Source organism: Flavobacterium sp. SOK18b, from assembly GCF_014156605.1.
GTDB classification, from domain to species: domain Bacteria; phylum Bacteroidota; class Bacteroidia; order Flavobacteriales; family Flavobacteriaceae; genus Flavobacterium; species Flavobacterium tiangeerense.
In genome coordinates this window covers 1-14,915 of record NZ_QKNZ01000073.1, presented here as the reverse complement: position 1 = coordinate 14,915, position 14,915 = coordinate 1, and the positions used below count along the sequence as shown (strand labels likewise).

Here is a 14,915-nt window from a genome sequence, read left to right as displayed (position 1 = left end):
ATGGCACCAACCCATTGAGTCCAGATACTGATGGCGATGGAGTAACTGATGGACAAGAAGCTACAAATGGCACCAATCCATTGAGTCCAGATACTGATGGCGATGGAGTGACTGATGGACAAGAAGCTACAAATGGCACCAATCCATTGAGTCCAGATACTGATGGCGATGGAGTGACTGATGGACAAGAAGCTACAAATGGCACCAATCCATTGAGTCCAGATACTGATGGCGATGGAGTAACTGATGGACAAGAAAAAACAGATAACACGGATCCAAACGACAATTGTTCGTTAGTACTTATTAGCCAAACGCTAACACCAAATGCAACTTGGAACGCCGCAGATTGTGATGGCGACGGTGTGACAAATGCCCAAGAAATTACAGATGGAACAAATCCAAAAGATAATTGTTCTTTAGTGATTGCAAGCCAAACGCTAACACCAAATGCAACTTGGAATGTTGCAGATTGCGATAGCGATGGAGTTACAAATGGTCAGGAAATCATAAACGGAACCAATCCATTAAGTGCCGATTCAGACAATGATGGAGTAAGTGATGGACAAGAAGCTACAGATGGAACCAATCCATTGAATGCAGATACTGATGGCGATGGAGTAACTGATGGTAAAGAGAAAACGGATAATACTAATCCAAATAGCAACTGCTCATTAGTAATTGCTAGCCAAACGCTTACACCAAATGCAGCTTGGAATGCAGCAGATTGCGATGGAGATGGTGTAACTAATGGTCGAGAAATTACGGATGGAACAAATCCAAAAGTCAACTGCTCATTAGTAATTGCTAACCAAACACTAACACCAAATGCTGCTTGGAATGCCGCAGATTGCGATAGTGATGGAGTGGCTAATGGTCAAGAAATCATAAACGGAACAAATCCATTAAATCCAGATACCGATGGCGATGGAGTGACTGATGGTAAAGAAAAAACGGACAATACGAATCCAAATAACAATTGTTCGCTAGTACTTGCTAGCCAAACGCTAACGCCAAATGCAGCATGGAGAGCAGCAGATTGTGATACTGATGGAGTTATCAATGGTCAGGAAGTCACAAACGGAACGAATCCATTAAATCCAGATACCGATGGCGATGGTGTGACTGATGGTAAAGAGAAAACAGATACAACGAATCCAAATAACAATTGTTCGTTGGTAATTGCCAGCCAAACACTAACACCAAATGCAGCATGGAATGCAGCAGATTGCGATACTGATGGGGTTATAAATGGAAAAGAAATCTCAATAGGAACTAACCCATTGAATCCAGATACAGATGGTGATGGAGTAATAGAGGGAATTGAGCTCGCTGATGGAACAAATCCTCTAGATGGTTGTGACGCCATCGAAGAACATGTTAGTGTTCCTCAATCAGCTGCTTTCTTAGCTGGTGATTGTGATGGTGACGGAATTCCAAATGGTGATGAAATTGGTAATAATCCTAATAATCCTAATGATACTGATGGAGACGGAATACCGGACTACTTAGAACCTAACAACATTTCAAAAGAAGAGGTCTTTGTTAACCAGTTGATTACACCAAATGGAGATGGATACAACGATATATTAGTAATTGAAAATTTAGATGATTTTCCTCAAAATACAGTTAAAATTTACAATCGTTGGGGTGTTTTAGTATGGAATACGAAATCATATAATTCTCAAACTAATTTCTTTAGTGGAAAATCTAAAGGTAGAATCACAATCACAGGTAATGAAATGTTACCATCAGGAACGTATTTTTATTTTATTGATTACATAAATAAAACTAATGAAAAAATTACTAAGTCAGGTTATATATATATATAAATTAAAAGATAGCTTGAAATAGACCTAGAAAAATTCTAGGACTTAAGTAACCCCTAAACAATTTAGAAGATGAAAAAAATATATCTAATAGTAGTTTTATTTGTTGGGCTTGTAAGTTATGCACAACAAGATGCACAGTATACACAATACATGTATAATACTATGAGCGTTAATCCTGCATATGCTGGCTCTAGAGGAGTTTTCAGTTTGAGCGCTTTGCATAGATCGCAGTGGGTAGGCTTGGATGGTGCTCCAGAAACACAAACCTTTAATGTGAATGCTCCTGTATCGGATAAAATAGGGTTAGGTCTTTCAGTTGTCAATGATAAAATAGGACCTACAAGCGAAACATTTTTCGATGCGATGTTTTCTTATTCTATTGAGACCTCTCGAAATGGAAAACTTTCTTTTGGTATTAAAGGAGGGCTTAATTTATTAAATATTGACTTCGATCATTTGAGCCGATATCAAAATGAACCCACAATGATTGAAAATAACGTAAACAGTAAATTGTCTCCAAATGTTGGTGCAGGCTTATATTACCATTCTGATAAATTTTATGTTGGGATGTCAGTACCTAATATTTTAGAAACAAAATATTTTGACAATGAATCATTTTCAGTGGCTCAAGAAAAAATGAATTTTTACTTTATTACTGGCTATGTCTTTGATTTGAGTTCTAGCTTAAAATTAAAACCTGCAATTCTCACTAAATTAGTTAGTGGTGCTCCGTTGCAGGTTGATGTATCAGCTAATTTTACGTTTAATGAAAAATTTACTTTGGGAGCCGCTTATAGATTGGATGCGGCTTGGAGCGCCCTAGCGGGTTTCAATATTAACAGGGGGACAATGTTGGGATTTGCTTACGATAAAGAGATAACAGAATTAGGAAACACCTCTTTTAATAACGGGTCTTTTGAAATTTTACTTCGATTTGAATTGTTTAACAGATACCAAAAATTATTGCCTCCAAGGTATTTCTAAAAAACTAACGCTATGAAATTAATAAAAAATGCTACAGTTATTCTTTTTATTATAATGGCAAATTTCATTTATGCACAAAATAATAAAATAGAAAAAGGAAACGAAAATTTCGATAATTATGCGTTTAAACCAGCAATTGGTATTTACACAACCATTAAAAGCAAAGGGTATCCGTCTACTGAAATTTATAGAAAAATGGGCGATTCGTATTATTTTAATGGGGATTTAAAAGAAGCTGCTCTTTACTACGGAAAAATGGTAACTAAAAGTGAGTCTGTTGAGCCAGAGTACTATTTTAGATACTCTCATTCGTTAAAAGCAACAGACAATTACAAAGAAGCATCTAAAATAATGGGAAAATTCATAGAAAGTAAGCCTAATGAGAATAGATCCATATTATTGAAGTCCAAAGAAGACTTCATGAATGCAATCAATAAAAATTCAAATAGATATACAATTAAATTGCTAACCGATAACTCTGATGCAGCTGATTATGGTGCAGCTTTTTATAATGATAAACTTGTTTATTCAAGCTCACGCGACACAGGACTAATGGCGCGTAAAATTAATAAATGGGATAACAAAATGTTCACAGATTTATACATTGCAAATATAGAAGATAATGGACAAATAAAGAATTCAGTAAAATTTTCGAATAAATTAAATAGTAAATTTTACGAATCATCTCCTGTTTTTTCTACCGACGGTAAAACCGTCTATTTTACGAGTAGTAATTATCTAAATAATAAAAGAAAGGGAGATTTGTCTGGACTAACTAAGTTGAAAATTTATCGAGCAAGCTTAGATGAATCTGAGAATTGGGGGCTTCTTGAAGAATTACCTTTTAATAGTGACCAATATTCTGTAGCACATCCTACATTAAGTAAGGATGGACTTACGCTTTACTTTGCGTCAGACATGCCGGGAAGCATGGGTTTGTCTGATATTTTCAAGGTAAGTATATATCCAGACGGATCATTTGGTGTGCCAGTCAATTTGGGGGACAAAATTAACACCGAAGGAAGAGAAACATTCCCATTTATTAGCAAGGACGGTATACTGTATTTCGCTTCGGATGGAATTCCAGGACTTGGCGGTTTAGATGTTTTTGCTACAAAAATGGACCAAGAAGGCTACTTTACTGTTGTACAAAATGTGGGTAAACCAATAAATAGTACATATGATGATTTTAATTTTATTATAAATGATATTTCTAAAAACGGTTATTTTTCTTCAAACAGACAAGGAGGGAAGGGAAGTGATGATCTGTATTTTTTAAATGAGATCATTCCGATAGATTTTATGATTAGAAAAGACTTTATGATTTTTGTTAAAGATTATGATACCAAAGCAGAAATTACAAACGCTAAAGTGTGCTTAAAAAATAAAGATAATTCAGAAGAAATGGACGATCAAACGGATATTGAGGGAAAAGTTGTTTTTAAACAGCTTAGTCCACAACAGTATACTTCGGTGAATGTAGAGAAAAAAGGATATCTAGCAGTATATCAAAACATTAATTTTGAAGATAATACTATTGCTATTTACCTTGAAAAAGAAAAGCAAACCACTAAGTTGGGTGACGACTTAGGAAAAATTTTAAAATTAAATGAAATTTTGTTTGATACAAATCAGTCGAAAATAAGAGGAGATGCAGGTTATGAATTAGGAAAAGTAGTTGTTGCAATGAATAACGATCTAAATTTAAAAATTGATATTCGATCACATACAGATACAAGAGGTTCCTCAATTTCAAATCTGGAGTTATCCGAAAGAAGAGCACAATCAACAATGAATTTTTTAATTTCTAAAGGAATCACTAAAGATCGATTGACTGCGAAAGGATATGGAGAAAGCAAAACCATTGTAGATTGTATCGCCGAAAAATGTGATGAATCTACCCATCAATTAAACAGAAGATCAGAGTTTATCATAATCAAATAATTTTGTAAAATAAAAAGCCCAATTAGTTTATAATTGGGCTTTTATATTCTTAACAATTAGTTAAAGAAAACAATTCAATTAGTCTTGATTGATGGTTTTTCTCCAAGTAAAAGCGTTTAATATGTGTCTTTTTGCAAATCTTCCAGGAGAATCTGCATTTACCATTTTTACATATGTAGCTTTAGGAACACTAATGTATTCATAAACACTTCCATTTGAAAAATTTATAATCAATCTACCTTCAACAAATTTATAATCTGTAATTGTTGATGTTGAAATAGTTTCAGTATATTCAGGTAAGTTTGCTTTGATAGTTTCAGGATTGATGCTAACCAAAAAATGGTAGGCTTCAATAATTTTTTTACTATTTTCTTCAGCTGCTTTTAATCCAGCTTCATCACCTTGAAATTTATCTGGGTGTGCTTCCTTCATCGCATTACGATAAATGGTTTTCAAATCTTTCAGCTCAGCAGTTTTATCTACATTTAGCAATTTGCGGTATTCAACTATTTTTTTCATAAATATGTAACTACTTGTCTTTTTGTATATAAGGAATACAATTTTGTTTTAAATGGACAAATTTTTTGCAAAGGTACACTTTTTTTTATTTTTTGCGATTTTGTCTAAAAAAAATCTTCGAATAGTTTTATTGAAAAATATTTTAAGCTCTGCTTAATGCCTTTATTGTTGTGGCTTGTAATTTGCTTTATCAAAATTCTTTGACTTCTTAGGGTATTTATTATGGCTAATGTCACTTGGGTTTTCAATGATTGATTTTATAGTAACCATATCACCTACATTGAATTTTGTTGCCATTTTGTAGTCTAACAAATATTCTCCACAAAAAAAGTTGTTGTTTTCATCTTTTTCAATAACTCCTGTGTAGATTCCTTTTTGTAACATTCTTTCTTCGTTAGCTTTTGTCATCTTTATCTATTTTATTTAAGTGAGCAAATTTAATCATTTTTAATTTGAATTATCAGTAAATACTCTTCTTGATTATATTTGCACTATGCAAAACAACTTTAGACCCAGCCCTAATTCTTTTAAAAATACTTTTTGTGTTTTCCAAGAAACTTCACTGGACGCTATAAATGATTTAAAAGTTCAATATGATAGCAAATCAGGTAGTAAGTATTATTATACTAAAAAAGGAATGTATCGCTTATCCAATCATTGGGGAAGGTTGGCCAATTGTAAATGGAGACTAGAGTCACTGGAGCAAGAAACGGATTCTAAATTTAAATTAGGATTTGCAGTTTGGGAAAGTTTTTATCCAGATAATGACATTGATTTATTGTATTATCTTGAAGTAAATTATGGTAAGGAACTTGTTCAATATCAGCATAAAAACAATCCGGATTTTGATAAAAAAGCAGTTTTACGAACTAGCTCTGAAACTAGAAAACGAATCAAACAAGTTAGAAATATACTGCAGTTATCATCATGGGCTAAATATTTTGATTCGGATATTGATGATTTGAGAAAGCACATTGTAGAGCAATTAATATACAGTGAGAAAACTCTTGACGAAATAAAGAAAGAGTGCAAGTAGTTTTAGAAATTTTAATTATTCATCGGATGCTATCAATTTAATATCACTTATCGTAACTGGTTTTGAAATGTATCCTAAAATATCAGGGTTATTTTTTGCTTTTTGTTTGTCTTCTAATGCAATTGATGAACTTGAGATGTAAATTTTTATTTTTTTAGCTATTTTCTGCTTTAATAGTGACATTTCGGTCATAAATCCCCATCCATCTAGTACTGGCATTTCAATATCTAACAAAATTAAATCTGGTAAGCTTTCGTCGTTTATAATGATTTCTTCTAGCGCTTGAATGGCATCTTTTCCGTTAGTATACGAGACAACATGAGAGCTTACGCCTGATTTATCAATAATTTTTTTCATAATGGTTTGATAAATTGGGTCATCATCGATTAGCCATATTATTTTCTGTATCATAGAATACTTATTTTAAAAGTGGTGCCTTTATTCAATTCGCTTTCTACTGTTATGTGTCCTCCCATAGCCTCAATTTGGTTCTTGGTTATAAAAAGTCCAATTCCTTTTGAGTCTTTGTTGTTTGTAAATGTTTTATACATTCCAAATATTTTTTGCGCATTGCATTCCAAATCAATTCCAATTCCGTTGTCAGAAACTTGTAAAATTTTGTTTTGGCCCTCTTCCTTATAGCTAATGTTTATGATAGGTTTTTTATCTACGCTACTGTATCGAATAGCGTTCGATACAAGGTTATGAAGAATACTCTCTAGATAGGCAGGATTATAATTAATATGCACGTCATCAGGTACGGACGTAATTATTTCAACTTCTTTGGCAGCAATTTGATCTGATAAAACAGTAATTGTATTATTGATGTATTGTTTTAAATTTAAACTTTCAGTTACAAGACCTATATTAGTCTGAATATTAACTACTTGGTTTAGATTTAACATGGTTTCGTTTAGCGAGTTAGAAACTGTTTTTAACAGTTGAACCATCTGTTCTATTTCTTCTTTAGAATCGGCAGTTTCAATTATACCAATAATTGAGGTAATATTGCTAGTATGAGAACGTAGATTATGAGAAACAATATAAGAAAAGTTCAACAAACGTTTATTTTGCTCTGTTACTAGATAGAATGATTTATTCAACTGATTTTCAATCTCTTTTGTTTTAGTGATATCAATCATAATACCTCTTAGACTTTCAACTTTTCCGTTTTCGGTAACTAAACTTACGATGTCTCTTAGCCAAACAATTGTTCCATCTTTTGCAATCATCCTATATTCAAAGTCATGATCTACATTTTTTGCTGTTTGATCTGCGCAATATTGCAAAGTACGAACTCTATCTTCTTCATGCATGTGATCTTGCCAAAAATTAGGACATGAAATCCACTCTTCTGATGTATAACCTAGTAGTTCTTCAACTTTTTTACTAATAAATGTAAATTGTAATGTATCAGGAGAACATTCCCAAACGATTCCATCTACGGTATTAATTAAGGACTGAATTCGTTGCTGTGAATCTAAAATTATTTTTTCGGCTATTTTACGATTCGTAATGTCTTCATTTGAAACAATGATGCGGTCTAAAGATTTTTCATAACCTCTTACAACATTCCAACTTAAATTGATGTACCGATTTTCCTCATCGGCATTTTTAATAACAGAATCTATAACAAATTGATTTATATTTTGAGTAATGACAACTATTAGGTCTGTTAAATCGTTAAGTGAATCTTGACTACATAAGCTGGACTTCGTTTTTAATAATTCTTCTTTATTGTCAACTCTGTATAATTTTAAACAAGCTTTATTTACGTTTACAATCTCGATTAATGCATATAATTGTTGTATAATCTCAGGATTATTAATTAAATAGTTTTTAACTTGATCTCTGTTTTTATTCATTAGGTTGAGTTCTCCAAGGCGTTTTTTAACCTTAGAGAAATCTTCCTCTATCATAGGTAGTGGAGAATCGTCAAAGAGACTTTTAAAATGATTTTCACTTTTCTTAACTAAAGCTTCATTTTGTTTTCTCTGTGTAATATCTTCAACTATTGAAATTGCGCTAAGTTGCTTTTTATTTTGGTCTAGCAAAGGTGTCACGCTCAAGTTGACCCATATAGTTTTACCTTCTTTAGTAAAATATCTTTTCTCCATGGAATACTCCGTAATATTTCCATTTTCCATTTTTTTTACGTTTCTTAAATCGTTCTCAAGATCATCGGGATGTGTTATAGATTGAAAATTCCTTCCTTTCATCTCTTCTTGAGTGTAGCCTAAAAGGCTGCAAAATTTGCTATTTATTTCTAAAAAAATACCTGATACAACATCCACATTGGCCATGCCAATTGCTGCTTGATCAAAAATAGTTTTGAATTTTATTTCACTATCTATTAAATTCCGAGCTTGTTTCTCTACTATAACTTGTAATTCAGCTTGTTTTTTTAGAACTAAAACAGTTAAAAAGCCAAATGTCATTGCAAGAAGTACACCTAAAAGAGTAGAAATAATAAGAGTTATAAAGGAATTATTTGATTCTTTATCTATTAAGTATAATTTCCATTCTCCATCTGTAATAAAGGTAGTAACAAAATTACTGTTTGTAAGTTTTGTTTTTTGAGGTAAAAAAAACTCTTGTTTTTTGGTTGTAGTATTGAACTTTGATATTTGAAAATCAAATTTTGATTTGCTAAGTAAATCGATTTGAGATGCTTTTAAAAGTTGATCAAGTTTAATAACTACGGCAGAAAATCCCCAAAAGAATTTTTTTTATAAATGGGTAGTCTACCCACAATACCAATACCACCTTGCTTTAACTTAAGTGGACCAGCAAAGTACATTTTTTTATTTGATATTGATTTTAAGGTTTCTACTCGAAGGTTTTCAGTGGTAAGAATATTTAAACCTACGGCTGCTTCATTTCCTTTAATGGGGTATACATATTTTATAATACCTTTAGGTACGAGCTCTACCGCACTAATTGTAATATTGGATTTAATAAGTTGTTTGCTTACATATTCAAAGTCTTTTGGAATTCCTTCGTCATTTAGTGTCAACGCAAGAGTTAAAGTTGCGGTATAATAATTTTTAAGAGATTCTTCAATGTTATGATGAACAACGTTTAAAATATTATTCATTTCGCGTTGTTCAAGTTCTTTGACCAACTGATATTGTTGAAAACTGATTAAGATGGTTATGATACTTACAAATAAAAAAGATATAACACCACTAGTTTTTGGCCTGACGATAAACCATCTTAAAAGCTTTATGTTTTTACTTTTTAAAATCATCAATAATAATTAGGAATGTAAGTAATCATTAATAAGTTTATAAATATAACAAAAAATTGTGAAATAATTTTAAGATGTTTAAAAAAAATATGTCTTATTTTTTTTACCTAATATTTAGAAATAGTAAAATCTTTTTGTTTTGAAATATGAATATTGATATTGAAATTATGAAGTTGTTATATTTCAAAGAAAGAATTCTTGAATTAACAAATATATCCGACCTTTGTATTGTAATTTACAAAATACAAATTGTTATGGGTAGAAACAACGAGAAAAATATAAAAAAGCACAATGATAAGTTGCATAAAGCACAAGACAAAGCCAAACAAGCTGTTTTATTGCGAAAAGAAAAGCTTAAATTGATTACCAAAAAATTTAATGAGGATAAAACAACAGAGCAATAAGGTGTCATGGAGAACATAAATAAATTTTCTAGCTTGAAACTAAGTGTTCAAGAAATTATAGATTGTATTGCTGTTAAGAATATGCTTGACGCCAAAAATAAATTAGTAGAAGTAAGTGAAGCTCTTGATGATCTTCTTGATTTTTCAGATGATGATGAGGACTTAATAGAAATTAGCAAGTATCAAGTTTTGTTGAATCAATTGCATCAAAAAATTAATAGTTCTCTTGAACTTTAAATTTCAAAAAGTTTAATAATAACGATTTATGAGTACAAATAAATGTCATTGTGGAACTTTGCAATCATTTGAAAAATGTTGTGGACCAATACTGAATAAAAGTGTTAAAGCTATTTCTGCCGAAGAGTTAATGCGATCTAGGTACAGCGCTTATGCCACTCATAATGCTACTTATCTCGTTGCAACTACAGTACCTCATGCAAGAGTGTTGCATCCTTTTAATGATATTTTGCAGTGGGCTAAAAGCAATACCTGGCTTAAACTAGAAATAATTGAATCTGCGCCTACTATTGTAGAGTTTAAGGCGTACTATAAAGATGCGTACAATAAAAGTCATATTCATCATGAACGATCTACATTTGTAAATGAAAATGGAGATTGGTTTTACGTAAATGGTGTTTTTTTTGATTAAAAAAGGCACCATTTTTTGTTCGTAATTTTTAAACTAAAAGTTTATTAGTGAATAATTTTTTAGACTCTTCAGTTCATCTTCTAATTTATTGTACAAATGGTTAAATGAAAGTAAAATGTCAAGTTGTCAGCAATTTTTCCGCCAATAAGTGGTTAAACTGACATTTTTCATACTGACAAAGTGTTGGCACAAAGATTGACTATTGGTTTTCGAGCCTTTAAATAAGTATAAAGTAAAATTAAATATAATAAAAATGGGTAAAATAATCGGAATTGATTTAGGTACTACCAACTCTTGTGTTTCTGTAATGGAAGGTAATGAAGCAGTTGTTATCCCTAATGCAGAAGGTAAAAGAACAACACCATCTATCATCGCTTTTGTTGAAGGTGGAGAAATCAAAGTAGGAGATCCTGCTAAGAGACAAGCAGTAACTAATCCAACTAAGACTATTGCTTCTATCAAACGTTTTATGGGACAAGGTTTTGGTGAAGTTTCGGCTGAATCAAAAAGAGTTCCTTACAGTGTAGTAAAAGGAGACAACAATACACCACGTGTGGATATTGATGGTCGTTTATATACTGCTCAAGAATTGTCAGCTATGACTCTTCAAAAAATGAAAAAAACTGCTGAAGACTATTTAGGTCAAACAGTTACTGAAGCAGTTATTACTGTTCCTGCTTACTTTAATGATGCACAACGTCAAGCTACAAAAGAAGCTGGTGAAATTGCAGGTCTTAAAGTGATGCGTATCATCAATGAGCCTACTGCTGCTGCATTAGCTTATGGATTAGATAAAAAAGGTACTGATCAAAAAATTGCTGTTTACGATTTAGGTGGAGGTACTTTTGATATTTCTGTTCTTGAATTAGGAGACGGAGTATTTGAAGTATTGTCTACTAATGGTGATACTCACTTAGGTGGAGATGACTTTGACCAAACAATCATTGACTGGTTAGCTGATGAGTTTTTATCAGAAGAAGGTGTTGATTTGCGTTTAGACCCAATGTCATTACAAAGAATTAAAGAAGCTGCTGAAAAAGCTAAAATTGAATTGTCTTCTTCTGCAGAGACTGAAATCAATTTACCTTACGTAACAGCTACTGCTTCTGGACCAAAGCACTTAGTAAAAAAATTATCTAGAGCTAAATTTGAGCAATTATCAGATTCTTTAGTAAAACGTTCTATGGCTCCTGTAGCTAGAGCATTAAAAGATGCAGGTTTATCTGTTTCTGATATTGACGAAGTGATCCTTGTAGGAGGTTCTACTCGTATGCCAAGAATTGCTGACGAAGTTGAAAAATTCTTTGGTAAAAAAGCGTCTAAAGGAGTTAATCCTGATGAGGTTGTTGCAATTGGAGCAGCTATTCAAGGTGGAGTTCTTTCTGGAGATGTAAAAGATGTATTGTTACTTGACGTTACACCTTTATCTTTAGGTATCGAAACTATGGGTGGTGTTATGACTACATTAATTGAAGCTAACACAACTATTCCAACTAAAAAATCACAAGTTTTCTCAACTGCTGCTGATTCTCAACCAACTGTTGAATTACACGTTCTTCAAGGAGCTAGAGCAATGGCTGCTGATAACAAAACTATCGGTCGTTTCAATTTAGATGGTATTCCACCAGCACCAAGAGGAGTTCCACAAATTGAAGTAACTTTTGATATTGATGCTAATGGTATCATCAAAGTATCTGCAACTGATAAAGGAACTGGTAAATCTCACGATATTCGTATTGAAGCTTCTTCTGGATTAACTTCTGAAGAAATCGAAAGAATGAAACAAGATGCTGAAGCTAACGCTGAATCTGATAAAGTTTTAAGAGCGAAAGCGGAGAAAATTAACGAAGCTGATTCTATGATTTTCCAAACAGAAACTCAATTGAAAGAATTAGGTTCTAAATTAGCTGATGATCACAAAGTAGCAGTAGAATATGCATTAACTGAATTGAGAATGGCTCACCAGTCTCAAGATGTTCCAGCAATTCAAACAGCTCTTGATAACATCAATGCAGCTTGGAAAACGGCTACTGAAGCTATGTATGCTCAAGGTGAACAACCACAAGGAGAGCAACCACAAGGTGAAGCTACTCAAGGAGACAACGTAGAAGACGTAGAATTTGAAGAAGTAAAATAATTTTAAATTCCATTCAGTAAATGGAAATCAATTTGATGTTATATCAAATTGATCTAAAATTATCCTAATATTAAAACCGAGTAAGCAATTACTCGGTTTTTTTGTTTTATAAAGTATTGATTTTTTTCTCATTAGCCATATTAGCAATGACTGCTGCATGCGGAAACGTTATTGCCGCTAAAAAGGAGAAAAAGAGTGCATTAAAAAAATGTTCATCTTTACAAATGAAAAACAAAATGGCAATCCCCAAAATTGAAACAAACCAATAGATAAAAGCGGCTTTACAGTACGCTTTAAAATGTTTAAATGTAAAAGTACCATTCAGAAAAATAATTTGGTCTATAATAGACGGAATGCTATGCCAAAGCACAAAGTATAATGCAAATCCCCAAATTAAACTAGAAGCCTTAAAAAGTATTGCAAATAATATCAAAAAGAATACTTCTAGAGCAATTTTACTTCTTAAGGATTCAAATTTCCAAAACAAGTAACAGATAAAAAGTCCAAATAATATAGCCGTGATTTGTAAAGCTATAGTGAATGCAACTAAAGGCACCATCACATGCGTAATTTTATGTACAATATCTTGAACCTGGTTACTGTGAAAATAAAATAAAAGCAACAGTAAAACTAAACCGTATAAAAATTGAAACAGAATACAAACCAAATTATTGAGTTTGGTTTTAACACTATGCCATTGCTGTTCGCCAAAATGGTAGGCACTAACTATAATAAATAGAAGTAAGGCAACTTGAGGTAAAGTATAGAATAATAAAACACCCACAAGTACAACTACAACATAATATAGAAGCGTTTTATGTTGAGAATTCTTTTTTTGGACAGGATTTAGATGCTGAATTAAAAGAATGTCATTGGCACCATGCAAAATTCCAAAAGTAAATATTAAGAAAAAACCCAGAATTATTTGAAATTGGCTTGTAAGGTAAGAATCAATCCATAGTCCGAAAAAGCTTGCTACAATTACGATATTTGAATAATTTTTCATAAAATTTAATTATTGTCTAAAAATAGTTAAAAAAAAATTAAAAAAAATCATTTTATTCGTTTAACTTTTATTACATTTGGTTGAACAAAATATCAAAAACTTATTTTATGACAAATTTTATGTTTATTTCAGGACTAGTTGGAAAAATGCTACCAACAGATTATGTAGGGTTTACTTTTTTTGTAGGCTGTATGGCTATGATGGCCGCATCAGCTTTTTTCTTCTTATCACTGAGCCAGTTTGATAAAAAATGGCGTACATCAGTTTTAGTTTCAGGTTTAATTACTTTCATTGCAGCAGTGCATTATTTTTACATGAGAGATTATTGGGCTTCATTTGGGGAATCACCAACATTCTTCCGTTATGTTGACTGGGTATTAACGGTGCCATTAATGTGTTTAGAGTTTTACTTAATTTTAAAGGTAGCTGGAGCAAAACAGTCTTTATTATGGAAAATGATTATTTACTCTGTAATCATGTTAGTTACAGGTTATTTAGGAGAAGTTGTAGCACCAGATAGCGCTGCTTTTTGGGGTGCAGTCTCAGGAGCTGCATACTTTGCTATTGTGTATGAAATTTGGTTTGGTGAGGCATCAAAACTTGCTGCAGCAGCTGGAGTTGAAGTGCAAAAAGCACACAAAATTTTATGTTGGTTCGTACTTGTAGGGTGGTCAATTTATCCATTAGGATACATGATGGGAACTACAGGATGGTACAACGGAATCATCCCAGAAGGGAACATAGATGTTGCATATAACATTGCTGATGCAATTAATAAAATTGGGTTTGGTTTAGTAATTTATAACCTTGCTGTAAAATCTTCAAAAGATTAATTTCCTTTTTTTTATATTTAATGTTAGTAAACCGAGCTTGTAATAGCTCGGTTTTTTTGTTTTTATAAGTTTTATGTGCTGGTTTTCTATGAAAATTATTAAACAAAATTTCATTTTTCATGCAAAGTTGCCCTTTTTGCTATTTTAACAAAAATAGTTAATTATATGTAATTGGTATTTTTGATCATTTATGTACAATTTGAACTTGATTTTTCAATATTTAGCATATTAAATTTCTTTTAGTTTTTAGTTTAAACTGTAACTCGCTATTGAATGTAATTTCGGTAGATATTTATAGGATGTTGATGGCTATTTTGTCTGTTT

At 32.0% G+C, this 14,915-nt stretch carries 15 protein-coding genes; 9 read left to right on the top strand and 6 right to left on the bottom strand.

Annotated elements, in window-relative coordinates; genetic code table 11:
* The 3 genes from DNC80_RS11305 to DNC80_RS11295 form a co-directional block, all read left to right on the top strand.
* Positions 1-1,829, top strand: a 1,829-nt coding sequence (locus DNC80_RS11305) for a gliding motility-associated C-terminal domain-containing protein (protein ID WP_182651317.1), incomplete at its 5' end; no start/stop codon positions are given.
* 69 nt (positions 1,830-1,898) lie between these two features.
* Positions 1,899-2,813 carry a type IX secretion system membrane protein PorP/SprF gene (locus DNC80_RS11300; RefSeq protein WP_182651316.1) on the top strand — a complete coding sequence of 305 codons (915 nt, stop codon included), beginning with the start codon at positions 1,899-1,901 and terminating at the stop codon, positions 2,811-2,813.
* A gap of 12 nt (positions 2,814-2,825) precedes the next feature.
* A complete protein-coding gene (locus DNC80_RS11295; RefSeq protein WP_182651315.1) occupies positions 2,826-4,757 on the top strand; it encodes an OmpA family protein in 1,932 nt (643 codons plus the stop codon).
* A gap of 78 nt (positions 4,758-4,835) precedes the next feature.
* Here DNC80_RS11295 and DNC80_RS11290 read toward each other — a convergent pair whose 3' ends face one another.
* Positions 4,836-5,276 (bottom strand): KTSC domain-containing protein, encoded by a 441-nt coding sequence (locus DNC80_RS11290; RefSeq protein WP_144891936.1) that lies wholly within the window; start codon positions 5,274-5,276, stop codon positions 4,836-4,838.
* Positions 5,277-5,438: 162 nt separating this feature from the next.
* Positions 5,439-5,684 (bottom strand): hypothetical protein, encoded by a 246-nt coding sequence (locus DNC80_RS11285; RefSeq protein WP_144891934.1) that lies wholly within the window; start codon positions 5,682-5,684, stop codon positions 5,439-5,441.
* An 85-nt stretch (positions 5,685-5,769) separates the two neighbouring features.
* Between DNC80_RS11285 and DNC80_RS11280 the strand changes: the two genes are divergently transcribed.
* Positions 5,770-6,312, top strand: a complete 543-nt coding sequence (locus tag DNC80_RS11280) for a hypothetical protein (RefSeq protein ID WP_182651314.1) — start codon at positions 5,770-5,772, stop codon at positions 6,310-6,312.
* A 15-nt stretch (positions 6,313-6,327) separates the two neighbouring features.
* Here DNC80_RS11280 and DNC80_RS11275 read toward each other — a convergent pair whose 3' ends face one another.
* The 3 genes from DNC80_RS11275 to DNC80_RS11265 all read right to left on the bottom strand — a co-directional run bounded on the left by DNC80_RS11275 (position 6,328) and on the right by DNC80_RS11265 (position 9,562).
* The gene (locus DNC80_RS11275) at positions 6,328-6,723 is read right to left on the bottom strand and encodes a response regulator (protein ID WP_182651313.1); all 396 of its coding nucleotides are present in this window, start codon (positions 6,721-6,723) and stop codon (positions 6,328-6,330) included.
* Positions 6,720-8,750, bottom strand: a complete 2,031-nt coding sequence (locus DNC80_RS11270) for a PAS domain S-box protein (protein ID WP_182651312.1) — start codon at positions 8,748-8,750, stop codon at positions 6,720-6,722. Before DNC80_RS11270 ends, DNC80_RS11275 begins: the two co-directional genes overlap by 4 nt.
* 260 nt (positions 8,751-9,010) lie before the next feature.
* Positions 9,011-9,562: a CHASE domain-containing protein gene (locus DNC80_RS11265; RefSeq protein WP_182651311.1), complete on the bottom strand. Its 552-nt coding sequence runs from the start codon at positions 9,560-9,562 to the stop codon at positions 9,011-9,013.
* Between the two features lie 146 nt (positions 9,563-9,708).
* On the opposite strand from DNC80_RS11265, the gene DNC80_RS11260 reads away from it, so the two are divergent.
* The 4 genes from DNC80_RS11260 to dnaK all read left to right on the top strand — a co-directional run bounded on the left by DNC80_RS11260 (position 9,709) and on the right by dnaK (position 12,752).
* Positions 9,709-9,966, top strand: coding sequence for a hypothetical protein (locus DNC80_RS11260; RefSeq protein ID WP_182651318.1), 258 nt, complete (start codon positions 9,709-9,711; stop codon positions 9,964-9,966).
* 6 nt (positions 9,967-9,972) lie between these two features.
* Complete coding sequence (locus DNC80_RS11255) at positions 9,973-10,203, top strand: hypothetical protein (RefSeq protein ID WP_182651310.1); 231 nt, start codon at positions 9,973-9,975, stop codon at positions 10,201-10,203.
* 28 nt (positions 10,204-10,231) lie between these two features.
* Positions 10,232-10,615 carry a YchJ family protein gene (locus tag DNC80_RS11250; protein ID WP_182651309.1) on the top strand — a complete coding sequence of 128 codons (384 nt, stop codon included), beginning with the start codon at positions 10,232-10,234 and terminating at the stop codon, positions 10,613-10,615.
* Between the two features lie 253 nt (positions 10,616-10,868).
* Positions 10,869-12,752, top strand: coding sequence for a molecular chaperone DnaK (gene dnaK / locus DNC80_RS11245; RefSeq protein WP_182651308.1), 1,884 nt, complete (start codon positions 10,869-10,871; stop codon positions 12,750-12,752).
* 106 nt (positions 12,753-12,858) lie between these two features.
* Here dnaK and DNC80_RS11240 read toward each other — a convergent pair whose 3' ends face one another.
* Positions 12,859-13,758: a Brp/Blh family beta-carotene 15,15'-dioxygenase gene (locus DNC80_RS11240; protein ID WP_182651307.1), complete on the bottom strand. Its 900-nt coding sequence runs from the start codon at positions 13,756-13,758 to the stop codon at positions 12,859-12,861.
* Positions 13,759-13,865: 107 nt separating this feature from the next.
* On the opposite strand from DNC80_RS11240, the gene DNC80_RS11235 reads away from it, so the two are divergent.
* Positions 13,866-14,591: a bacteriorhodopsin-like gene (locus tag DNC80_RS11235; protein ID WP_182651306.1), complete on the top strand. Its 726-nt coding sequence runs from the start codon at positions 13,866-13,868 to the stop codon at positions 14,589-14,591.
* Positions 14,592-14,915: the final 324 nt, after the last annotated feature.

Bases quoted from the DNA above. Each gene is read 5' to 3' on its own strand.
- DNC80_RS11300 (WP_182651316.1), top strand. From the start codon at position 1,899: ATGAAAAAAATATATCTAATAGTAGTTTTATTTGTTGGGCTTGTAAGT.
- DNC80_RS11295 (WP_182651315.1), top strand. From the start codon at position 2,826: ATGAAATTAATAAAAAATGCTACAGTTATTCTTTTTATTATAATGGCA.
- DNC80_RS11290 (WP_144891936.1), bottom strand. From the start codon at position 5,276: ATGAAAAAAATAGTTGAATACCGCAAATTGCTAAATGTAGATAAAACT.
- DNC80_RS11285 (WP_144891934.1), bottom strand. From the start codon at position 5,684: ATGACAAAAGCTAACGAAGAAAGAATGTTACAAAAAGGAATCTACACA.
- DNC80_RS11280 (WP_182651314.1), top strand. From the start codon at position 5,770: ATGCAAAACAACTTTAGACCCAGCCCTAATTCTTTTAAAAATACTTTT.
- DNC80_RS11275 (WP_182651313.1), bottom strand. From the start codon at position 6,723: ATGATACAGAAAATAATATGGCTAATCGATGATGACCCAATTTATCAA.
- DNC80_RS11270 (WP_182651312.1), bottom strand. From the start codon at position 8,750: ATGACATTTGGCTTTTTAACTGTTTTAGTTCTAAAAAAACAAGCTGAA.
- DNC80_RS11265 (WP_182651311.1), bottom strand. From the start codon at position 9,562: ATGATTTTAAAAAGTAAAAACATAAAGCTTTTAAGATGGTTTATCGTC.
- DNC80_RS11260 (WP_182651318.1), top strand. From the start codon at position 9,709: ATGAATATTGATATTGAAATTATGAAGTTGTTATATTTCAAAGAAAGA.
- DNC80_RS11255 (WP_182651310.1), top strand. From the start codon at position 9,973: ATGGAGAACATAAATAAATTTTCTAGCTTGAAACTAAGTGTTCAAGAA.
- DNC80_RS11250 (WP_182651309.1), top strand. From the start codon at position 10,232: ATGAGTACAAATAAATGTCATTGTGGAACTTTGCAATCATTTGAAAAA.
- dnaK (WP_182651308.1), top strand. From the start codon at position 10,869: ATGGGTAAAATAATCGGAATTGATTTAGGTACTACCAACTCTTGTGTT.
- DNC80_RS11240 (WP_182651307.1), bottom strand. From the start codon at position 13,758: ATGAAAAATTATTCAAATATCGTAATTGTAGCAAGCTTTTTCGGACTA.
- DNC80_RS11235 (WP_182651306.1), top strand. From the start codon at position 13,866: ATGACAAATTTTATGTTTATTTCAGGACTAGTTGGAAAAATGCTACCA.